At 62.0% G+C, this 22,066-nt stretch carries 19 protein-coding genes; 11 read left to right on the forward strand and 8 right to left on the reverse strand.

Going from position 1 to position 22,066, the window contains the following annotated elements; all coding sequences use genetic code 11:
- Positions 1-78: 78 nt before the first annotated feature.
- Both K3F44_RS11790 and K3F44_RS11795 read right to left on the reverse strand, forming a co-directional pair.
- Positions 79-1,401: an ATP-binding protein gene (locus K3F44_RS11790; RefSeq protein WP_103438045.1), complete on the reverse strand. Its 1,323-nt coding sequence runs from the start codon at positions 1,399-1,401 to the stop codon at positions 79-81.
- Positions 1,398-2,072, reverse strand: a complete 675-nt coding sequence (locus tag K3F44_RS11795) for a response regulator transcription factor (RefSeq protein ID WP_101321259.1) — start codon at positions 2,070-2,072, stop codon at positions 1,398-1,400. The genes K3F44_RS11790 and K3F44_RS11795 overlap by 4 nt, the downstream gene beginning before the upstream one ends.
- 182 nt (positions 2,073-2,254) lie before the next feature.
- Here K3F44_RS11795 and dsbD point away from each other — a divergent pair, with 182 nt between their 5' ends.
- The 3 genes from dsbD to dsbG are packed head-to-tail and all read left to right on the forward strand — an operon-like array spanning position 2,255 to position 5,563.
- Positions 2,255-3,967 carry a protein-disulfide reductase DsbD gene (gene dsbD / locus K3F44_RS11800; protein WP_220634080.1) on the forward strand — a complete coding sequence of 571 codons (1,713 nt, stop codon included), beginning with the start codon at positions 2,255-2,257 and terminating at the stop codon, positions 3,965-3,967.
- The gene (locus K3F44_RS11805) at positions 3,967-4,803 is read left to right on the forward strand and encodes a TlpA disulfide reductase family protein (RefSeq protein WP_101321261.1); all 837 of its coding nucleotides are present in this window, start codon (positions 3,967-3,969) and stop codon (positions 4,801-4,803) included. The genes dsbD and K3F44_RS11805 overlap by 1 nt, the downstream gene beginning before the upstream one ends.
- Position 4,804: 1 nt before the next feature.
- Complete coding sequence (gene dsbG, locus K3F44_RS11810; RefSeq protein WP_220634081.1) at positions 4,805-5,563, forward strand: thiol:disulfide interchange protein DsbG; 759 nt, start codon at positions 4,805-4,807, stop codon at positions 5,561-5,563.
- A 13-nt stretch (positions 5,564-5,576) separates the two neighbouring features.
- Here dsbG and rlmM read toward each other — a convergent pair whose 3' ends face one another.
- Positions 5,577-6,653, reverse strand: coding sequence for a 23S rRNA (cytidine(2498)-2'-O)-methyltransferase RlmM (rlmM, locus tag K3F44_RS11815; protein ID WP_150570728.1), 1,077 nt, complete (start codon positions 6,651-6,653; stop codon positions 5,577-5,579).
- 243 nt (positions 6,654-6,896) lie between these two features.
- Between rlmM and acnA the strand changes: the two genes are divergently transcribed.
- Both acnA and K3F44_RS11825 read left to right on the forward strand, forming a co-directional pair.
- Positions 6,897-9,638 (forward strand): aconitate hydratase AcnA, encoded by a 2,742-nt coding sequence (gene acnA / locus K3F44_RS11820; protein ID WP_220634082.1) that lies wholly within the window; start codon positions 6,897-6,899, stop codon positions 9,636-9,638.
- A gap of 123 nt (positions 9,639-9,761) precedes the next feature.
- A complete protein-coding gene (locus K3F44_RS11825; RefSeq protein ID WP_150570726.1) occupies positions 9,762-11,327 on the forward strand; it encodes a PAS domain-containing methyl-accepting chemotaxis protein in 1,566 nt (521 codons plus the stop codon).
- A 47-nt stretch (positions 11,328-11,374) separates the two neighbouring features.
- On the opposite strand, the gene K3F44_RS11830 is transcribed toward K3F44_RS11825, so the two are convergent.
- The 5 genes from K3F44_RS11830 to K3F44_RS11850 all read right to left on the reverse strand — a co-directional run bounded on the left by K3F44_RS11830 (position 11,375) and on the right by K3F44_RS11850 (position 14,731).
- The gene (locus tag K3F44_RS11830) at positions 11,375-12,259 is read right to left on the reverse strand and encodes a pseudouridine synthase (protein ID WP_150570725.1); all 885 of its coding nucleotides are present in this window, start codon (positions 12,257-12,259) and stop codon (positions 11,375-11,377) included.
- 50 nt (positions 12,260-12,309) lie between these two features.
- The gene (locus tag K3F44_RS11835) at positions 12,310-12,615 is read right to left on the reverse strand and encodes a transcriptional regulator (protein WP_150570724.1); all 306 of its coding nucleotides are present in this window, start codon (positions 12,613-12,615) and stop codon (positions 12,310-12,312) included.
- A 72-nt stretch (positions 12,616-12,687) separates the two neighbouring features.
- Positions 12,688-13,119, reverse strand: a complete 432-nt coding sequence (locus tag K3F44_RS11840; RefSeq protein ID WP_150570723.1) for a D-Ala-D-Ala carboxypeptidase family metallohydrolase — start codon at positions 13,117-13,119, stop codon at positions 12,688-12,690.
- A gap of 107 nt (positions 13,120-13,226) precedes the next feature.
- The gene (locus K3F44_RS11845; protein WP_150570722.1) at positions 13,227-13,466 is read right to left on the reverse strand and encodes a glutaredoxin family protein; all 240 of its coding nucleotides are present in this window, start codon (positions 13,464-13,466) and stop codon (positions 13,227-13,229) included.
- A gap of 56 nt (positions 13,467-13,522) precedes the next feature.
- Positions 13,523-14,731 carry an ammonium transporter gene (locus tag K3F44_RS11850; protein ID WP_150570721.1) on the reverse strand — a complete coding sequence of 403 codons (1,209 nt, stop codon included), beginning with the start codon at positions 14,729-14,731 and terminating at the stop codon, positions 13,523-13,525.
- Between the two features lie 313 nt (positions 14,732-15,044).
- Between K3F44_RS11850 and K3F44_RS11855 the strand changes: the two genes are divergently transcribed.
- The 6 genes from K3F44_RS11855 (at position 15,045) to K3F44_RS11880 (ending at position 22,020) form a co-directional block, all read left to right on the forward strand.
- Positions 15,045-15,359 (forward strand): YqjD family protein, encoded by a 315-nt coding sequence (locus K3F44_RS11855; RefSeq protein WP_101321284.1) that lies wholly within the window; start codon positions 15,045-15,047, stop codon positions 15,357-15,359.
- 9 nt (positions 15,360-15,368) lie between these two features.
- Positions 15,369-15,740, forward strand: a complete 372-nt coding sequence (locus K3F44_RS11860; RefSeq protein ID WP_101321286.1) for a phage holin family protein — start codon at positions 15,369-15,371, stop codon at positions 15,738-15,740.
- Entirely contained in the window at positions 15,737-16,066 is a 330-nt protein-coding gene (locus tag K3F44_RS11865; protein WP_101321288.1) for a hypothetical protein, read from the forward strand. The genes K3F44_RS11860 and K3F44_RS11865 overlap by 4 nt, the downstream gene beginning before the upstream one ends.
- A gap of 77 nt (positions 16,067-16,143) precedes the next feature.
- Positions 16,144-17,475, forward strand: coding sequence for a deoxyguanosinetriphosphate triphosphohydrolase (locus K3F44_RS11870; protein WP_101321290.1), 1,332 nt, complete (start codon positions 16,144-16,146; stop codon positions 17,473-17,475).
- Positions 17,476-17,791: 316 nt separating this feature from the next.
- Entirely contained in the window at positions 17,792-18,412 is a 621-nt protein-coding gene (locus tag K3F44_RS11875) for a response regulator transcription factor (RefSeq protein ID WP_101321292.1), read from the forward strand.
- Positions 18,412-22,020 (forward strand): response regulator, encoded by a 3,609-nt coding sequence (locus K3F44_RS11880; protein ID WP_220634183.1) that lies wholly within the window; start codon positions 18,412-18,414, stop codon positions 22,018-22,020. The genes K3F44_RS11875 and K3F44_RS11880 overlap by 1 nt, the downstream gene beginning before the upstream one ends.
- The last annotated feature ends 46 nt before the right edge of the window (positions 22,021-22,066 follow it).

Below are 22,066 nucleotides of genomic sequence, written 5' to 3' on the forward strand. Positions count from 1 at the left end.
GAAATACGCTTCAGCCCGGCACGGATTTACAAACATTTTGCGCCTGGGCCAACCCAGGCCAAGGCGCCGCCGGCAAACTCAGTTGTCCGCCCGAGTCGGCACCTGCAGCCAAACCCGCAAACCATCGCTGCGGCTGTCAAAGCGCAGGCTGCCGGCACAACGCTGGACAATCGCCTGCACAATCGCCAGGCCCAGGCCGCAACCGCCACTCTGGCTGTTGCGCCAGAAACGCTCGGTCATGTGCTGCAAATCGCCTGCGCTGATGCCCGGGCCATGGTCACGCACCAGGAACCCGGCCTGGCCGTCGGCCATCTGCACTTCCAGCTCCACGGCGGCATCACCGCCATGGCGCAGTGCGTTGTCGAGCAGGTTGCGCAACGCCGCCACCGCCAGCGGGCCGGGCATGCTCAGGTAAACCTCGGTGGCGTCCTGCGGCAGGCGTACGGTGATCCGCCGACTGTCACCGGCGCCGACATCCTGCACGGCCTGGCGCGCCACTTGCTCGGCAGTGCACTGCACCCCGTCGTCAAACGACAGGCTGCCCTCGACCCGCGCCAGCATCAGCAACTGCTCAAGAGTGCGGTGCATGCGGTCGGTGCCCTGCTCGGCGTGCTCGAGTGCCTGCTCGCGTACGGCGCCGTCGGTCATGCGTGCCACCTGCAGGTGCGTCTTGATCGCGGTCAGCGGGCTGCGCAGCTCATGGGCAGCGTCGTCGGTCAGGCGCCGCTCGCGCTCAAGGGTCTGGGCGATGCGCTGGAACAGCTGATTCTGGGTTTCCACCAACGGCTGCAGTTCACTCGGTATACCACTGACCTGCAGCGGCTCGACGCTGTCGACACGACGCTTGCGCAACGCATCGCGGATCCGATTGATCGGCTCCAGCCCTTTGCCCAGACCGATCCACAACAAGCCCAGGCTGCCCAGCAAGGCCATCAGCACCGGTGCCGAAGCCGCCAGCAGGATCGATTGATTGAGCGCCTCGCGCTCTTGATGGCGGTCCGCCGTGGTGATGCGGATATCACCGCGGTGGTAGGTGAACGTGCGCCAGCTTGCACCGTCGATGGTTTGGTCACGAAAGCCGCTGTACTGGTCGTCCATGGTGCCTTCGTGCTTGTGGTTGCTGGCGATGATCTCGCCGCGCAGCGAACTGACCTGGCAGGCCATGCCATCCGGCACGCTGAGCTGGTCAGCGGCAAAGCGAGTTTCTTCACCCTTGCCCGCCAGGGGCTGGGGCAACTGGTCGATCAGCCCGGCAACCATCCGCGCGGAGGCCACCAGGCGCTGGTCAAGGGAGAACATCATCTGCTGGCGCAGGTCGCGCAGCATCCAGGCCGCGGCAAGCGCCCAGATGACGATGAAGGCGCTGCCCAGAATAAGCGACAGGCGTACACGCAGGCTCATGGTGCGGGCACCTGCGCCGGGCCCAGCCGATAACCGAGGCCGCGCACGGTCTCGACAATGCCGTTGCCCAGCTTGCGCCGCAGGTGATGGATATGCACGTTGAGGGCATTGCTCTCGACTTCATCGCTGAAGCCGTAGACGCAGTCTTTGAGTTGTTCACTGGAGAGCACCCGCCCCTTGTTCTGCAGCAGTGCCTGCAGCAGCGCCTGTTCACGCCGGGACAAGTCAACAGGCTGGTCGCCCAGATAGGCTTCGCAGCTACTCGGGTCGTAGCGCAGCGGCCCGTGCTCGATCATGTTCACTGCGCGCCCGGCCATGCGCCGCAGCAAGGTGTGCAGGCGCGCCGCCAGCTCGCGCAGGTCGAACGGCTTGAGCAGGTAGTCGTCGGCGCCCGCCTCAAGGCCGGCGACGCGATCGGTGATCGCATCGCGGGCGGTCAGTACCAGCACCGGCAAGCTCTCGCCCTGCTGGCGCAGCCGCCGTAGCAACTTGAGGCCGTCTTCGTCAGGCAAGCCAAGATCGAGAATCATCACGTCGAACTGTGCCGCCTGCAGCAGCGCGCGGGCGGCCGAGGCACTGGCAACCCGATCCACGGTCAGGCCCTGGGCGGTAAGCCCGGCGCAGATGCCGCTGGCGATCAGGTCGTCGTCCTCGCAGAGCAGTACGTGCATGGTCAATCTCCAATAGGCGATGAGCTATTGCGCCATGGCCTGATTAAGTCAGGATTATGGACTGTGCGGCTGGATTAGTCGCCTGCGCCTGGCTGTAGTACGGCTCGTGTAGGACCGGGTTAACCCTCGGTTAATCAGGCCAATCCAGCATGGCCATTCTTCTGCACTGCCAAGGCCCAGACATGCGCGTTTTTCTGTTGCTGCTGACATTCTTCATGAGCGGGCCATTGCTGGCCAATCCATTCGAGGTCAAGCCTGACTTTCTCCCGGTGGAACAGGCGTTCATGCTCACCCATGAGCGCTTGCCGTCAGGCGAACTGCGCGTGCAGTTTCAAATCAAGGACGGCTATTACCTGTACCAGAAGCGGCTGAAATTCGACGGCCTGGATGCAACGCAGCAACCGCCGCTGCCAGCGGCACTCAACCATCACGATGAATTCTTCGGTGACAGTGCGGTGTACCGCAGCGAGCTTGAGCTGCTGATCCCGGCGACGGCCAGTGGCCAGCTGCGACTGGGCTGGCAGGGCTGTGCCGACGCCGGCCTGTGTTACCCGCCGCAAACCACCGTTATCGACCTTGGCGGCAGCCCGCCTGCTGCGAGCGCAGGCCAGGCGGATGACCAGGCGCTGGCAAGTGATCTGCAGCAGGGCCAGTTGGCCTGGGGCCTGCTGGCGTTCTTTGGCCTGGGGCTGCTGCTGGCCTTTACCCCCTGCTCGCTGCCCATGCTGCCGATCCTGGCCGGACTGGTGTTGGGCAACGGCGCCAGCGCTCGCCGCGGCTGGCTGCTGGCGGGCGTCTATGTACTGAGCATGGCTCTGGTCTACGCCGCACTGGGTGTGATCGCCGCACTGCTGGGCGCCAGCTTGCAAGCCTGGCTGCAGCAACCGTGGTTGCTCGGCAGCCTGGCGGGGCTGTTCATTTTGCTGGCGCTGCCAATGTTCGGCGCCTTCGAGCTGCAATTGCCTGTCGCCGTGCGCGACCGCCTCGACCGGGCCGGCCAGGGCACCCCCGGTGGCAACCTGTACGGTGCAGCCCTGCTCGGCGCGTTGTCCGGGCTGTTGATGGGCCCATGCATGACCGCGCCGCTGGCCGGTGCACTGCTGTATATCGCGCAGAGCGGCGATGTCGTGCAAGGCGCTCTGGTGCTGTTCAGCCTTGGCCTGGGGATGGGCGTGCCACTGCTGTTGCTGGTCACCCTCGGTAACCGCTTCCTGCCGCGCCCCGGCGCCTGGATGAACCGGGTCAAGGGCCTGTTTGGCTTTGTCTTCCTGGCCATGGCCCTGTACACCCTCCGCGGCTTGCTGCCAGCGCCTCTACTGCTGGGTCTGGCCGGCAGCTGGCTGATTGCCCTGGCCTGGGCCGCCTGGCCCGCACTGCAGCGCTTGCCGGCGCTGCGCGTGCTGCCACTGCTCGGCGCGCTGTGGGGTAGCCTGCTGCTGGTGGGCGCCGCTGCTGGTGGCAGCGAGTTATGGCAGCCGCTGCATCCGTTTACCGCCGGTGCGCCAAGCTCAGCGGGTAAAACCGAAGACGCCTTCATCACCGTCAGCCAGCCGCAGGACCTGCAACGCGAACTGCAAGCCGCCAAGGCCCGTGGCCAGTGGGTGCTGGTCGACTACTATGCCGACTGGTGCGTGTCGTGCAAGGTCATGGAGAAACAAGTCTTCGCTCGCGCTGATGTACAAGCCAGCCTGGCCGGTGTGCACCTGCTACGGCTGGATGTCACCGCTGACTCGCAAGCCAGTCGCGAGTTGCTGCAACACTACAAGGTACCGGGCCCACCGAGCCTGATCTGGATCGGCCCAGAGGGTGACGAACGCCGCCCCCGGCGCATCACCGGTGAAGTCGACGCGGCGACATTCTTGCAACACTGGGCACAGACAAGGAGCCAAGGCTGATGCTGAGCGTGACCCTCGGGCCATTGACCATGGCCCTGAACCATCTGCTGATGCTGGCGGCGCTGGCGATTGCCTGCGTGGTTGGCTGGGCCGTCGCCCGACGTGGTGGCCAGAGCCCGGAGTCGGCACTATTCAACCTGTTCTTGCTGGGGGTACTGGGTGCACGCGTGACCTTCGTGCTTGCCTACTGGCCGATGTACCGCGATGAGCTGCTGCAGATCATCGATATCCGCGATGGCGGCTTCTTGCTCTGGGGCGGCTTGCTGGCGATCGTGCTCGGAACCCTCTGGCAGGGCTGGCGCCAACCCGGCCTGCGCCGGCCGCTGGGCTGGGCGCTGGCCAGCGGCGGTGTGTTCTGGGTGCTGGCCAGCCTGGGCAGCCACCTGTACAGCAAGGGCACCGAGCTGCCGCAGCTGACCTTGCGCACCGCCAGTGGCCAGTCGATGGCGCTGCACGACTACCGCGGCAAGCCACTTGTGATCAATATCTGGGCGACCTGGTGCCCGCCTTGCCGGCGCGAGATGCCGGTGCTGCAACAGGCCCAGCACGAATACCCACACGTGACTTTCCTGTTCGTCAACCAAGGGGAAACCCCGGAAAACGTCAGCACCTTTCTTGCTACCACCGGCCTCAGTCTGACCCATGTGCTGTTCGACGGCGCTGGCCAACTGGCCCAACGGGTCGGTTCGATGGCCTTGCCCACCACCCTGTTCTACAGCGCCGACGGCAGGCTGGTCGGCAGCCACCTGGGCGAGCTGTCCCGGGCCAGCCTGAGCCACGCGCTGCAATCATTCGAGCGGGACGATGTGCCCGCCTCCGCTGCAAAAGGAAATTGACATGCGTTTGACCGCACTCCTGCCATTGACCCTCGCTCTGCTCGCCGCGCCCTTGCTGCAGGCCGAAGAACTGCCAAAGGCCATCCAGCAACTGCAGGCCAAGGGCGCCGTGATCAAGGGCAGCTTCGCCGCTCCAGACGGTATGCGTGGCTACGCAGCCGAGTACCAGAACAACGGTATTGCCCTGTATCTCACACCAGACGGCAAGCATGTGCTGGTCGGCAGCCTGTTTGACGAGCAAGGCCAGGATCTGAGCGCTGAACCACTGGAAAAACTGGTCTATGCGCCGATGAGCAAGGCGATCTGGGCAAAGCTGGAAAAGTCGGCGTGGATTGCCGATGGCAAAGCCGATGCACCGCGCACGGTCTACCTGTTCAGCGACCCGAACTGCCCCTACTGCAACATGTTCTGGCAGCAGGCACGGCCGTGGGTCGAGTCTGGCAAGGTGCAGCTGCGGCACATCATGGTCGGCATCATTCGTGAAGACAGCCCAGGCAAATCGGCAGCCCTGCTGGCCGCCAAGGACCCAACCAAGGCCCTGCTGCAGCACGAGAGTTCTGGCAAGGCCAGCACCCTCAAGGCGCTGGACAAGATCCCCGAGAGCGTCCAGCAACAGCTCGACAGCAACCTGGCGGTGATGGAAGAACTCGGCCTATCGGCAACCCCGGCGATCTTCTACCAGGACGCGCAAGGCCGCCTGCAAAGTCAGCAAGGCGCACCACGGCCGGACAAGCTCGGCGAAATTCTCGGCAAGCGTTGATCCCGGCAGAGCCTCAGCCGCGCGTGTTGCGCGGTTTGAGGTCAAGCCGGCGCAAATGGCAGGTGACTTCTTCGCGGTCGTGATAGAGCTGCTTGCAGGCGATCGAGACCCTGATCTTGCGCTCCTTGAAGCCCGCTTCGATGCGGTCCAGCAGGCGCCGGACTTCGGCGTAGCGCTGCTTCATCGGCAATTTGAGGTTGACCACCGCCTCACGGCACAAGCCCTCGCCCAGCCACGTCTCGATCAAGGCCGCACTGCGCGCAGGCTTTTCGACGATGTCGCAGACCATCCAGTCCACGGTGTGCTTGGGCTTCCAGGTGAAGCCATCGGCCATCAGGTGCTGCACCAGGCCGGTGTCCATCAAGCTTTCGGCCATCGGCCCGTTGTCGATCGCGGTAACCAGCATGCCGCGCTTGACCAGCTGATAGGTCCAGCCACCCGGTGAGGCACCCAGGTCGACACCGGTCATGTCATCCTGCAAACGCTCTTCCCACTGATCGCGCGGGATGAACTGATGCCACGCCTCTTCCAGCTTGAGGGTCGAACGGCTGGGCGCCTCACGGGGGAATTTAAGGCGCGGAATGCCCATTGGCCACAGCGCCGAGTTGTCCGCTTCGGCAAGGCCGACAAACACCCGTCGACCACTGATGAAGCTCAACAACAGGCGCGGCCGCTGAGCGTCTTCGACCAAGCGGCCAGCCTTCTCCAAAGCCTTGCGCAACGGCCCTTCGAACTTGCGGCAGAACGTCGACAGCTCTTTGCCGTCATTGGTATCAAGCACCTCCAGCCACAGGCTGCCGGCGACCGGCAGTGCTGCCAGATACTCGAGCAACACGCTGATGCGGTCGGTTTCGGGCAACTCGATAAATTCACCACGCGCCCATTGGCGAGGGAAGATCAGTTTGTCGAAGCGCAGTTCACGCATCAGGCGCTCGGCGGCACCCGGCTCGCTGCAGACGAACTCGGCACTGGCGCTCTGCGCTTTACCTTTGGCATAGCCGGCCACCCCAAGCTGGGCGGCGTGTTCGCTGATTTCGGCGCAGACCTCGCCTTCGAAACCAGGCCGGCAATGCATGAACAGGGTATTCATTTGTCACTCCACATCGCTGACGGCGATCGTCAGCCTTGATCCAGCGCACAACACGCACCGGCACGGCGGCGATGATAAAGGAAGATCGGAACCAGCGACATGCCCCGCCTGTCCAGTACAGGGTCATGGCCGCAATTTCGGCCTAACCTGACTACTCAGCCAGGTCCGTGCCGTGCGGACCTATTCAGAGCGGTGACACCGGCATGCACAAGAGGCCGGGCACCGGCGCAGAAGGAGTTGGCAATGCCCTCGCTCGATAGCCTGAACACCCTCAAGACCCTGCAGGTAGGCGACCGCGCCTATCAATACTTCAGCCTCGACGAAGCCGCACAGCAGCTAGGCGACCTGCAACGCCTGCCGATGTCGCTCAAGGTTCTGCTGGAAAACCTGTTGCGCTGGGAGGACGGCAAGACCGTCACCGGCACCGACCTCAAGGCGCTGGCGCAGTGGCTGGACACGCGCAGCTCCGACCGCGAGATCCAGTACCGCCCGGCCCGGGTATTGATGCAGGATTTTACCGGCGTACCGGCCGTGGTCGACCTGGCAGCCATGCGCGCGGCGATGGCCAAGGCCGGTGGTGACCCGCAGCGGATCAATCCGCTGTCGCCGGTGGACCTGGTCATCGACCACTCGGTGATGGTCGACCGCTACGCCAGCGCCGATGCATTCGAACAAAACGTCGATATCGAAATGCAACGCAACGGCGAGCGCTATGCCTTCCTGCGCTGGGGCCAGAATGCGTTCGATAATTTCAGTGTGGTGCCACCGGGTACCGGCATCTGCCACCAGGTCAACCTGGAATACCTCGGCCGCACCGTCTGGACCCGCGAGGAAGACGGCAAGGTCTACGCATTCCCCGACACCCTGGTCGGCACCGATTCGCACACGACCATGATCAACGGCCTCGGTGTACTTGGCTGGGGCGTGGGCGGCATCGAGGCGGAGGCAGCCATGCTTGGCCAGCCAGTGTCGATGCTGATCCCCGAAGTGATTGGCTTCAAGCTCACCGGCAAGCTGCGCGAGGGCATCACTGCAACCGACCTGGTGCTGACCGTCACGCAGATGCTGCGCAAGAAAGGCGTGGTCGGCAAGTTCGTCGAGTTCTATGGCGACGGCCTTGCCGAATTGCCCTTGGCCGACCGCGCGACGCTGGCCAACATGGCGCCGGAATACGGCGCCACCTGCGGTTTCTTCCCGGTGGATCAGGTGACCCTCGACTACCTGCGCCTGTCAGGCCGGCCGCAAGCCACGGTCGACCTGGTCGAAGCCTATTGCAAGGCCCAGGGCCTGTGGCGTATGCCAGGCCAGGAGCCACTGTTCAGCGACAGCCTGGGGCTCGACATGGACACCGTGGAAGCCAGCCTGGCCGGCCCGAAACGGCCGCAGGACAGGGTCGCTTTGGGTCAGGTCAGCCAGGCCTTCGATGACTTCCTCAAGCTGCAGGTCAAACCTGCCACCAAGGAAGTCGGCCGGCTCGAGAGCGAAGGTGGTGGTGGCGTTGCAGTGGGCAATGCCGACCAGACCGGGCAGATCGACTACAGCCACGAAGGCCAGAACTACACCCTGCGCGACGGCGCGGTGGTGATTGCCGCGATCACCTCCTGCACCAACACCTCCAACCCCAGCGTGATGATGGCCGCCGGTCTGGTGGCGAAGAAGGCGATCGAGAAGGGTTTGAGCCGCAAGCCTTGGGTCAAGAGCTCGCTGGCGCCTGGGTCCAAGGTCGTCACCGATTACTACAATGCTGCCGGCCTCACCCCATATCTCGACCAACTGGGTTTTGCCCTGGTCGGCTACGGCTGCACCACCTGCATCGGTAACTCCGGGCCGCTCGATGAAGCTATTGAAACGGCCATCGGCACCGCTGACCTGAGCGTCGCCTCGGTGCTCTCGGGTAACCGCAACTTTGAAGGCCGGGTGCATCCCCTGGTCAAGACCAACTGGCTGGCCTCGCCACCCTTGGTGGTGGCTTACGCGCTGGCTGGCAGTGTGCGCGTCGACCTCACCCAAGAACCATTGGGCGTCGGCAAAGATGGCCAGCCGGTGTACCTGCGCGACATCTGGCCGAGCCAGCAGGAGATCGCCGATGCGGTAGCCAAGGTCGATACCGCGATGTTCCACAAGGAATACGCCGAAGTATTCGCCGGCGATGAACAATGGCAGGCCATCGAAGTGCCCCAAGCGGCAACCTATGTCTGGCAGGCTGACTCGACCTACATTCAGCACCCGCCATTCTTCGAGGACATCGGCGGGGCGCTGCCCGAGATCGTTGATATTCAGCAGGCCCGTGTGTTGGCGTTGCTCGGAGACTCGGTCACCACTGACCACATCTCCCCTGCCGGCAACATCAAGGCCGACAGCCCTGCCGGTCGCTATCTGCGCGACAAAGGCGTGCAGCCCAAAGACTTCAACTCCTATGGCTCGCGCCGCGGCAACCATGAGGTAATGATGCGCGGCACCTTCGCCAACATCCGCATCCGCAACGAGATGCTCGGCGGCGAAGAAGGCGGCAACACCGTGCACGTGCCCAGCGGTGAAAAACTCTCGATCTACGATGCCGCCATGCGTTATCAGGCTGAAGGTACTCCGCTGGTGGTGATTGCCGGGCAGGAATACGGCACTGGTTCCAGCCGCGACTGGGCAGCCAAGGGCACCAACCTGCTCGGGGTCAAGGCAGTGCTGGCCGAGAGCTTCGAGCGCATTCACCGCTCGAACCTGATCGGCATGGGCGTGCTGGCTTTGCAGTTCATGGCCGGTGACAGCCGCAAGACGCTGAACCTGACCGGCACTGAACGCATCGATATCCTCGGCTTGAGCGACGCGCAGATCCGCCCGGGCATGACCCTGACCCTGCGCATCCACCGTGAACACGGCGAGCAACAGGACATCCAGGTGCTGTGCCGGATCGACACCCTCAACGAGGTCGAGTACTTCAAGGCAGGCGGCATTCTGCACTATGTGCTGCGGCAACTGATCGCCAGCTGATCGCCATCTCATCAACCCAGGGGCGCACTGCGCCCCTTCTCTCGCCCGCCGCTGGTTAAATAATCATTCAATAAAACCGCAGCCATGCCGATAGCCATGGAAAGCCTTGCGGACCGAGCAGCCATGCGTAACAACCAGCCGATTACCCAGAGAGAACGGACTTTCCCTGCCCAACAGCGGTTGATCTCCACCACCAATGCCAAAGGTGTGATCAGTTACTGTAACGATGCCTTCGTCGAAATCAGCGGTTTCTCACGCGAGGAATTGATCGGCGCTGCGCATAATCTGGTCCGCCACCCCGATGTCCCCGCAGCAGTGTTTGCCCACATGTGGCAGACCCTCAAGCAAGGCCTGCCGTGGATGGGTATCGTCAAGAACCGCTGCAAGAGCGGCGATCATTACTGGGTCAACGCCTACGTAACGCCGATTTTCGACAACAACCAGGTAGTCGGTTACGAATCGGTGCGGGTCAAACCTACCGCTGAACAGATTCGCCGTGCCGAAGGCCTGTACCAGCGCCTCAACCAGGGCAAGTCGGCGATCCCTCGCCGCGACCGCTGGCTGCCGGTGCTGCAAGACTGGCTGCCGTTCATTCTGGTCAGCCAGGTCGGCTTCCTGATCGGCAACTGGCTGGGCCATTCCTGGGGCTTCGCCCTCGCCGCCGGCCTGTCAGTACCGTTGGGCCTACTCGGTTTGAGCTGGCAGCAACGCGGCCTCAAGCGCCTGCTCGGTCTGGCTGAGCAAACCACCTCCGACCCGCTGATCGCGCAGATGTACACCGACAGCCGCGGCGTACAGGCGCGTCTTGAGATGGCCATGCTCAGCCAGGACGCGCGGATGAAAACCTGCCTGACTCGCTTGCAGGACAGCGCCGAACACCTGAGCGATCAGGCGCGTCAGTCCGATGTCCTGGCTCACCAGAGCTCATCGGGCCTGGAACGCCAACGGGTAGAAACCGAACAGGTCGCAGCTGCCGTCAACCAGATGGCCGCGACCACCCAGGAAGTTGCCAACCACGTGCAGCGCACTGCCGATGCCACCCAGGAAGCCAATCGCCTGACCAGCCAGGGCCGGCAGATCGCCGGGGAAACCCGCGAGGCCATTGCTCGCTTGTCCACCGCAGTCGGCGAAACCGGGCAAACCGTGACCCAACTGGCCAAGGACAGCGACGAGATCGGCGGCGTGGTCGATGTGATCAAAGGCATTGCCGATCAGACCAACCTGCTGGCCTTGAACGCTGCCATCGAAGCCGCCCGCGCCGGCGAAATGGGCCGCGGTTTTGCCGTGGTGGCTGACGAAGTGCGCCAGCTGGCGCAACGCACTGCCGAATCCACCGGGCAGATCCACGGCCTGATTGCCAAGCTGCAACAGACGGCCAGCAGCGCCGTGTTGACCATGGAAAGTGGCCATCGCCAGGCGCAGGAAGGCGTTGCCCGGGTTATGGAAGCGGATCAGGCGCTGATCGGCATCAGCGAAGCGGTGGCCAATATCACCGACATGGCGACCCAGATCGCAGCGGCAACCGAAGAGCAAACCGCCGTGGCTGACGAAATCAGCCGCAACATCAGCACCATTGCCAGCCTTGCTGACGAAACCGCCGAACAAGCACAGCACTCGGCTTTGCTCAGCGAAGAGCTGACCGGCACGGCGGGGACTCAGTACTCACTGGTGGAGCGCTTCAACCGTTGATGTGCTGACGGAGCCGTTATCGCTGGGCAACCTGCGGTGACGGCCGGTTACCAGTCCAGCGCCAGCCGCGTTTCGAAACAGCGCTCGCTGCCGTCCAGCGGATCGGCAAAGCGCAGGCTCTGCGCCAATAGTTTCAAGGGCCGCTGATAGTCATCCTCGACCGCCTGCAGCTGCGGGTAAAACGGGTCGTTGCAGATGCCAGCCCCCAACGCGGCCATGTGCACGCGCAACTGGTGCGTCTTGCCGGTTACCGGCGACAGGCCATAGCGCCAGCAATCACCATTTTTCTCGATCACATGCGCCAGCGTCTCGCTGTTCTCTGCGCCGGGGACCTCGTGCATGCGGAAAAACGGTTCGCCGTGCACCAACCTGCTGCGTCGCACCAGCGGGAAGTCGAGTTCAGGCAGTGCAGCGGCAATCGCCTGATACTGCTTGTCGATACGCCGTTCGGGGAACAGGCGCTGATAGGCGCTGCGGGTCTCAGGGTTGGCCGAGAACATGACCAGTCCTGCCGTATGCCGGTCGATGCGATGCAAGGGCACCAGGTGCGGGTTGCCCAGCCGGCGGATGAGCCGACGGAGCAAAGTCTGCTCGACGTATTCGCCTGTGGGCGTCACCGGCAGAAAGTGCGGCTTGTCGGCGATGACCAGGTGCTCGTCCATGTGCACAATCGATTCGTGCACCGGGATCGGTTTCTCGTTGGCCACTTCACGAAAATAATGCAGGCGCATGCCGCGTTGGTAAGGCAAATCTGCGCCGATTGCACGCCCTTCAGCGTCCAGTACCCGACCGCGGGCAAAACGGTCAAGCCATTGCTCGCGATCAATTGCCTTGAAGTGCTCACACAAGCAATCAAGCACCGTCTTCCACTCGCCAGGCGGCAGGCATACCGTGCTGGCTTGTTGATGTGCAGGATCGAAAGGTGCGCTCATGTCAGGCTCAGGCAGTCAGTAAGCCGGCATTATCACCCATGCCCTGCAGCTCAGCCAGCTTCGGCCGTCTCGCAGCGCACCTTGAGCCAGCGCAGTACCTGCACGGCGTCCCAGCGGCCAGGATCGTACAGCGCATAAACCAGGCCTTGATAGCCGACGACATCCAGCGCTCGGTGAAAACCGGCCCGTTGAAACAACGCCTCGACTTCAGCGAAGCAGGTATTGAAGTGGACCTTGCCAAAGGGCGTCCGGTCATCCGTGACCAGGCCCTCGAGACGCAGCTCCAGAACGGCGTCGGCTACACGCTCGGGCGCCATCCTGTTGATGCTGTATTTCAGTTGCTCGACATTGAGCATCGCTTCACCCTGGTACTGTATTTATATACAGCATACGAAGTTGTTCCGGCTTTCGTCAAATGGCAGGCGCTGTCAGTGGATGCCCGGTAGGTAGCCGCCGCCTCGTTGAATAGTCAGTACCTGACGGCGTGGATGCTCGGTCGAGACACCCAGGTGGACCCAGCTGTCGAACTCGAGAATCAACTGATCGAACATGATGTTACTGTCGCGAATCCGTATTGCAACTTGGCGTGCGGGAATGTTCAAAGCCGTGAAGTCAGCCGCCAGCCCCAGTACATGAGCGCTTTGCGCTGTGCCGCCGACCTTCTGGTTGAGCGCCTGGCTACGAAAGCCGCTGGTAATCGTCAGTGGCACCTGGAGCAGACTACGCACCTGCTCGAGTACGCCGCATAACAGGCCCAGGTTCGCCAACGCCGCGGGCGGCGGCGTGTTATCCAGACCTGCAAGCGCTGCTGTGCTGGAAGCGGTCATTTCGGCTAGCGTGAAGTGGGGGGTGATGAACATCACGGACCTCTGCGTGGCTGATGGCAAGGCTCGCTCATGGCGGGCCAGGGCCGATCATCTGTCACCACACAGGTTTGCACACGAGGGACGCGCCGCCGCTGGGGCGATCATTGCCGGAGGAAAGCCACCACCTGTTCGCTATCGAACGGCCAGTGCAACTCATCGCCTGAATCGCACCGACGCAGCACCGGGATGATCAATCCATAGCGCTCGAACAATGCCTCCTGTTCACTGATGTCGACCAGTTCGACCAGCAGGCCGCGCTCGACGAATGGCATCAGCACGGCTTCGGCGACTTCGCACAGGTGGCACCCAAGGGTGCCCAGCAGTTGGCATTCCGGAAGCATGGCGGGCCTGCGCACAATGGAGAGGTGGACTTATTGTAAAGTCCAGCCCGCACCCGTCAATCCTGGCTGGTGGCACCGATTCGATGCAGCGACAGGTCTGCCCCCTGAAACTCCTGCTCATGGCTCAGACGCAAGCCCAGCGTAGCCTTGAGCAAGCCATACACGACCAGGCCACCGGTCAATGCCACGAGTACACCGCCGAGGCTGCCGATCAGTTGACTGATCATGCTCACCCCGCCCAGGCCAGCCAGGCTCGGCTGGGCAAAGATCCCGCAGGCGATGCCGCCCCACACACCGCAAACGCCATGCAGTGGCCAGACGCCGAGAACATCGTCGATTTTCCAGCGGTTCTGCGCAGCGGTGAAACACCAGACGAACAGCCCACCCGCCACTACGCCGGTGAGCAGCGCGCCAAGTGGATGCATCAGGTCGGAGCCGGCACAGACCGCCACCAGCCCAGCCAACGGACCGTTGTGCAGAAAGCCTGGGTCATTGCGCCCGGCCAGCAGCGCTGCCAGGGTGCCGCCCACCATTGCCATCAGCGAATTGATCGCCACCAGGCCACTGATCCCTTGCAGGCTCTGCGCGCTCATGACGTTGAAGCCGAACCAGCCGATGATCAGGATCCAAGAGCCCAGCGCGAGAAACGGAATGCTCGAGGGAGCAAAGGCGATCAGTCGCCCGTCACGATAACGCCCACGCCGTGCGCCAAGCAGCAACACCGCTGCCAGGGCCAGCCAGCCGCCCATGGCATGCACTACCACCGAGCCAGCGAAGTCGTGAAACGGCGCACCGAAGCGCTGTTGCAGCCAGTCCTGCAAGCCAAAATTACCGTTCCACACAATGCCTTCATAGAACGGGTAGACGAACGCCACAATCAGTGCTGTCGCGCATAACTGCGGGGCGAAGCGGGCACGTTCGGCGATGCCGCCGGAGATGATCGCGGGAATGGCCGCTGCGAAGGTGATCAGGAAAAAGCACTTCACCAAGGCGTAGCCATGATCGCTGGCCAGCGTCGCTGCCGGCTGCAGGAAGGTCACCCCATAAGCAACCCAGTAACCGACGAAAAAGTACACCAGCGCCGAAATGGCAAAGTCGCTGAGGATCTTCGACAGTGCGTTGACCTGATTCTTGTGGCGAACCGTACCTACTTCCAGAAAGGCAAAACCGGCATGCATCGCCAGCACCAGAATGGCGCCCATCAGTAAGAAAAGCGTGTTGGAACCGTGGACCAGAGAGTCCATTGCGCTGTGGGTGTTTTCCATGAAATTGGCAGACCTGCTGAAAAAGGCACCATGACAGTTCAAGAACCGGCATCCCTGCACCGAATCGGTGCCCGCCCCGCTGCCCTGTTCTGGTGAGGCCTGGCGGAACGTGCGTGGTTTTTTCTTGGGTTTGTCGTGGATTGGGTTAAGGTTTATCGGTATGTGCAGACGTGATGCGCGAAATCGTCGCAGCCGCTGCAGGCACGCCCCAATACTTAACAAACACTTAGCAAACGCCATACCAGCAACTGCAGTGAACCTTCACAACAGCCATCACTCGAATTATCCACATACCTAAACAGGGAGAGACCCAATGGCCAGCAAATCGGCAAAGAATGCTCAAGAGATATTGATGGCTGACTTTCAGGCGCTAGTACGCGACACCGAGCGGCTGCTGGCGGACACGGCCAATCTGGCGGGTGATCAGGCTGACGAATTGCGCGAACAGATCCATGCGCGCCTCGAAGAGGCTCGTGCCAACCTGCAGGTGACTCAGGAATCGGTGCGCGCCCGCGGTCAGGAGGCGGTTGTTCAAGCCGAAGCCTATGTCCAGGAAAACCCTTGGCAGGCTATCGGCATTGCTGCAGGTGTCGGCCTGCTGATCGGGCTGCTGGCCAATCGCCGCTGAGGTAACTTCATGGAAAATGACGCCTCCACTGGCGCAACCGGCAAGCGCCTCGGCGCTGCCGTGCTTGGCCTGCTGCACAGCCACATCGAGCTGTTCGGCATCGAGCTGCAGGAGCAGAAAGGCCGTACCTTGAAGCTGCTGCTGTTCGCAGGCATGGCATTGGTATTTGCCCTGCTGTTGCTGTCGGCATTGTCTGGTCTGCTGCTGGTACTGGTCTGGGACAGTTATCGCCTGGCCGGGATCATCGGTCTGTGCGTGTTCTACTGCCTCGCCACGCTGTACTGCGCTGTTCGCCTGAAAGCTGCGGTATTCGATGAGTCTTCACCGTTCAGCTCCACACTTGAGGAGCTTGCCAAGGATCGGGAGCGACTGTTGCCATGAGCCTGCCTGAACTTCCCAATACGCGTAATCCGCGCGAGCTGCGCAAGGCGCTGTTGCGTCTGCGCCTCGAAATGCACCGCCAGGAAATCCGCCAGGAATCGGCGCAACTGCTCGAGCCAGTCCGTCGCCTGCGCGGCATAGGTAGCTCTGTGCAGCAAGGGCTGGGGATCAAGCATGCGCCGTTATGGGGCATTGCCGGCGTGGTTTTGATGGGCTTTCTGACTGGCAAGGGTGCCCGCGGTGGTGGCCTTACGCGCTTACTGCGTCTGGGCGGCACGTTGCTGCCCTTGGCCAGACTGTTCCTGCACAACGGTCGACGCCGCTAGCAGCGGCTGCGCCGGCCCCTTGCGCAGGCGCAGCGCTACCCTGAAGCTATGGCGATTATCCGATCGGAGAGCGAGCATTGGACTGGGATACCCTGCTGACCCGTGAGCGCCTGGGCAAGGCCTTGTACAGCCCTGAGGAACTAGGGCGCAGTCCCTTCCACAAGGACCACGACCGGATCATCTTTTCCGGTGCGTTTCGCCGGCTTGGACGCAAGACTCAAGTCCACCCGGTGTCGAGCAACGACCATATTCATACCCGCCTGACCCATTCGCTGGAAGTGAGCTGCGTCGGCCGCTCACTCGGCATGCGTGTGGGCGAGACCTTGCGCGACGAGCTGCCGGCCTGGTGCGAGCCAAGCGACCTGGGCATGATCGTGCAGTCGGCTTGCCTGGCCCACGACATCGGTAATCCGCCGTTCGGCCACTCTGGCGAAGACGCGATCCGCTCCTGGTTTCAGCAGGCGGCAGGTCGCGGCTGGCTGGACGGCATGAGCGACGAGCAACGCGCTGACTTTCTCAATTTCGAAGGCAATGCGCAGGGCTTTCGGGTGCTCACACAGTTGGAGTATCACCAGTTCGATGGCGGTACCAGGCTGACCTACGCCACCCTCGGCACCTACCTTAAATACCCGTGGAGTTCGCGTCACGCCGATGCCCTGGGCTACAAGAAGCACAAGTTCGGCAGCTATCAGAGCGAGCTGCCGTTGCTCGAGCAGATCGCACGCAAGCTGGGCCTGCCGCAGCTCGAGGAGCAACGCTGGGCACGCCATCCGCTGGTGTACCTGATGGAGGCTGCCGACGATATCTGCTACGCCTTGATCGACCTTGAAGACGGGGTCGAGATGGAGCTGCTGCAATATGCCGAAGTCGAAGCGCTGCTGCTGGACCTGGTCGGTGACGACCTGCCCGAGACCTACCGTCAGCTCGGCGCCAACGACTCGCGCCGACGCAAGCTGGCGATCCTGCGCGGCAAGGCTATCGAACACCTGACCAATGCGGCAGCCGAAGCGTTCGTCGAGCAGCAACGGGCGTTGCTCAGCGGTCAGTTAGCGGGCGACCTGGTCGAGCACATGCACGGCCCTGCCAAGCGCTGTGTACTGCAGGCCAAGGACATGGCGCGCAAGAAGATCTTCCAGGACAAGCGCAAGACGCTGCACGAGATTGGCGCTTACACCACGCTGGAAATCTTGCTCAACGCTTTTTGTGGCGCGGCCCTGGAACAACACGGCGGGCGCACCCCGTCGTTCAAAAGCCGGCGAGTGCTCGACCTGATTGGCAACCATGCGCCAAGCCCTGATGACACGTTGCACAACGCCTTCCTGCGAATGATTGATTTCATCGCCGGCATGACCGACAGCTATGCCAGCGAGATGGCTTGTGAGATGACTGGGCGTTCCAGCCCGACCTGAATACGGCAAACTTAGGCAGATCTCAGCCAGTATTGGGGCCGCTGTGCGGCCCCGGCTATGCGAAGGTTAGCAGTGTAGATAGATGAACCAATCTCACGCCTATCGATTAACCAACCCCAACTAACAGCCACTCACACCACGTTACTAATTTCTTGCTACATATAAACATCTCGTCTCAAGAATCATCGACTATGTAGTCTCTTACTGTAGTCCATTTCCCATATACGACTGACAAACGCTTGTTGCCTGCTTCCTGCCGCCCATCTGGGTTAAGGTGCGCTCTGTTCACGCCATCTGTCCCAATGGAATGTTAACTATGCAATCCGTATTTATTGTCGACGACCATCCGGTTATTCGCTTGGCCGTACGCATGCTACTGGAAAACCAGGGTTACAAGATCGTCGGCGAGTCTGACAACGGCGTCGACGCGATGCAGCTGATTCGCGAGGCACGCCCCAACCTGGTCATCCTTGACATCGCTATCCCGCGACTGGATGGGCTCGAAGTGCTGGCGCGTTTCCAGAGCATGGCCCTGCCCATGAAGGTGCTGGTACTAACTGCCCAGTCACCCGCGCTGTTCGCCATTCGCTGCATGCATTCGGGCGCATCGGGCTATGTCTGCAAGCAGGAAGACTTGAGCGAACTCATCAGTGCAATCAAGGCAGTACTTGCTGGCTACAACTATTTCCCCAGCCAAGTCCTGCAGGGTGAGACAGAAAGCAGCAGGTCGGAATTAGGTCTATTCCGACAGGTCAATGATCGAGAACTGATGGTGCTGCAACTTTTTGCCCAGGGTCGAAGCAACAAGGAAATCGCTTCAGGCATGTTTCTCAGTAACAAGACAGTGAGCACCTACAAAAAACGCCTGATGCAAAAACTACGGGTAAGTACTTTGGTCGACCTGATTGACGTGGCCAAACGGAACGCGCTGGTGTGATGCTGCGAGTGGGGCATTACTTGACCTGTTTGTGCCTTGTCCTGGCCGCCACCGGCTTGTCGGTGGCGGCGGAGCAGGAGCCTACGACACTGACCTTGCTCAAACGTACGTCAGCACAACCAAGCCGCCCACAGCTCAGCGCCGAGCAGCGCAACTGGCTTGAGACAAAGCAGCAACTGACGCTAGGCACCTCTTTCCCCGATTACGCCCCGTTCGATATCACCAGCGGTGGCCGTGACTACCAGGGCATTACCGCCGAGTACGCTGCGGTGATCAGCAGCGCGCTCGGGCTGCCGGTGAAAGTATTGCGTTTCGACAATCGCCTGGATGCCGTCGAGGCGCTCAAGCAAGGGCGGATTGACCTGTTGGGCAGCGCTAACGGCTTCGAAGCCGCTGCGCAAGGGCTGGGGCTGTCGGTCCCGTATGCGGTCGACCAACCCGTGCTGGTGACTCGCGAGGACGAGGCGCGCCCGCTGAACAACGGCCTCAATGGCATGCGCCTGAGCATGCTGTATCACTACCTGCCGCCCAAGGTGGTACGCGAGACCTACCCCAACGCTTCACTGCTGACGTTCGGCTCGTCGACCCAGGCACTCAATGCGGTTGCATTTGGGCAGGCCGACGTCTTCATCGGCGATACCATTTCCACCTACTTTCAACTCAATCAGGGCCATCTGCCGCGCCTGCGTATGGCCAATTTTGGCCAACATGAGGCCATTGGCTTCAGCTTCGCCATGCGCCGCGACGCATCGATGCTCAGAGGGTTGATCAACCTCGCGCTGCAAGCTCAGCCAGTGGTGGTGCAAAGCAACATTCTCAAACGCTGGAGCGCCGGTAGCGACATTCTGCTGAGCGAGCGCAAGCTGCAGCTAAGCCCAGCAGAAGAACAGTGGCTAAGGCAGCGTCCATTGTTGCGGGTAGTCATCGACGAAACGGCGGCCCCGGTGTCCTACTTCGACGCGGCCGGTCAGTTCCGCGGCATTACCGCCGACCTGCTGGAAATGCTCCGGCTGCGCACAGGTCTGCATTTCGAGATTCAGCGTGCGGGCAGTGTTGACGACATGCTCGCGCGGATTGCCGACGGTCGCGCCGATGTCATTGCAGCACTGCCGATGCAAGAGCAGCACAACCCGCAACTGCTGGTGACTCGGCCGTATCTGGAAAGCTCGCTGGTGCTGGTCACCCGACACAACGAAACGGCCAGCTCATTCGAGCAACTCAACGGCAAGCGGGTTGCCGTCACACGTGGCAGCGCAGCAGCGCAACTGCTTGCCCAGCAGTACCCGGATGTCATGGCTATCCAGACCGAAAGCCCGTACTACTCCCTGGCGCTGCTCAGCAGCAGTGCCGTCGACGGCGCTGTCAGCACGCTGATCGATGCCAATCATGCGCTGGCCAGCGACCCGGATCTGGTGATTCGCAATACGGTGGGCATCGAGCCCGCCAGCTTCGCGATGGCGAATGCCAGCAATGCGCAGCCGCTGGCAGCTATCCTCGACAAGGCCTTGTTGAGTATCTCTCCAGAAGAATTCGGCGTGATCTACAACCGCTGGAGCGGCCTCAATGCGCAAGACGATGCCTATTGGCGGAACCTGCGGCATCTGGCTCTGCAGATTGCAGTGGGGATCGGCTCTTTACTGTTGCTGGCGCTGGTCTGGAACGCGCATCTGCGCCGCCAGATTCGCCATCGCCAACGCGTCGAACGAGCCCTCAACGACCAACTCGAATTCATGCAGGTGATGCTCAATGGCACTCCTCATCCGCTGTTTGTGCGGGGTCGTGATGGCAAGTTGCAAAGCTGCAACGACAGTTACCTGAAGGCGATGGACGCCTGTGCGCAGGACGTCATTGGCAAACGCCTGGAAGAGAGCCTGGGCAGCCAGCATGCCTGTACGCATCAGATCGAAGCCGACTATCAGCAGGTCATGGCCGCCGGCGAGCCGTTGATCCTTGATCGCCAGCTCCGCCTGAAAGATCGCGAACTGACGGTGTACCACTGGGTCCTGCCCTATCGTGACTCGTTGGGTGAAGTGCAGGGCATCATTGGCGGCTGGATCGATATCAGCGAGCGCCGCCAGCTGGTGCAGGAGCTGCGCCTGGCAAAACAGCAGGCCGATGATGCCAACCGTGCCAAGAGCACCTTTCTGGCAACCATCAGCCATGAAATTCGCACGCCGATGAACGCAGTCATCGGCATGCTCGAACTCGCCGTCAGGCACGCCGATCAAGGCCGCGTGGACAAACCGGCACTGGAAGTCGCCTACCATTCCGCTACCGACCTGCTGGGCCTGATCGGAGATATCCTGGATATCGTGCGGATTGAATCCGGGCACATGAGCCTGGCGCCAGAACCGGTCGAGCTGGCTGCTTTGATCAAATCCGTAGCGCGGGTATTTGAAGGCCAGGCACGTGAAAAGGGCCTGGCACTGGAAGTCCAGATCGAGCCGAGCGCACAACGTCACGTACTGCTCGACCCACTGCGTTTCAAGCAGGTACTGAGCAATCTGCTCAGCAATGCGATCAAGTTCACCGACATTGGCCAGGTCCGCGTACACGCGCAGCTGCACCGATCAGCTTCTGCGCCAACCACCCAACTGGAACTTGAGGTGCGCGACAGCGGCATCGGCATTCCCGAGCACGAAATACAAGGGCTGTTCAGTCCCTTCGTGCAGGCCAACACCCAGAGCGACGGCGCACGCTGCGGCACCGGGTTGGGCCTGACCATCAGCCGCACCCTGTGCGAAATGATGGGTGGCACACTGACCCTGCGCAGTTTGCAGGGGGTAGGCACCCAGGTCCGCCTGAGCATGCCGGTCTGCCCAGCCGGTGCGCCGGTGGCAGCCGAGGCGGCGATACGCCAGGTCGACGCGCTCAATCCCGACTTGCGCGTACTGGTCATCGACGACCATCCCGCCAACTTGATGCTGATGGCGCAGCAGTTGAATTTCATGGGGCTGCGCCACACCAGTGCGCGGGATGGCAATGAAGCCTTGCAATGTTGGCACAGCGATACGTTCGATGTGCTGCTGCTCGACTGCAACATGCCCCACATGAACGGCTATCAGGTGACGCGAGCCATCCGCGCTGAAGAGCGCGCCAGCAACCGGCCACCCTGCGTCATTTTTGGCTACACCGCCAATGCCCAACCCGAAGTTCGCCAGCGCTGCCAGGATGCGGGCATGAACGACTGCCTGCTCAAGCCGATAAGCCTGCGTACGCTGAGTGAGCACCTCGCCAACGTCACTCCATTACCCGAATCCGCGGCGCTACAGCCCCGCCGAGCGGCGTTCGACGTCGCCAGTGTGAGGAGGGTTGCTGGCGACGACCCGGCAGATCAACAGCGTTTTCTGCAGCTGTTGCAGCAGAGCCTGAAGGATGACTGCACAGTGCTGATGAGCCTTGATCCAGAGCAGCAAGCCCTGGCCATTGTCGAGCAGGCACACAAAATCCTCAGCGCCGCACGGATGCTGGATGCTCAGGCAATGATGGAGGTGTGCGAGCTGCTCGCCAGTGGCGAACTGACGCTGAACGAGCTGAAGCTGAAGCGGCAGGCCTTGGCCAGGCACATGCGCAGAATTGAAAAAGCCCTGAGCCGTCAGCTGGGCTGAGCGTTCAGGGCTTTGGTATGGCGGCGCGCCGACAGCGCCCGCCAGG

Origin of the sequence: Pseudomonas sp. S07E 245 (genome assembly GCF_019599025.1) — a bacterium.
In the GTDB taxonomy this organism is placed as follows: Bacteria; Pseudomonadota; Gammaproteobacteria; order Pseudomonadales; family Pseudomonadaceae; genus Aquipseudomonas; species Aquipseudomonas shirazensis.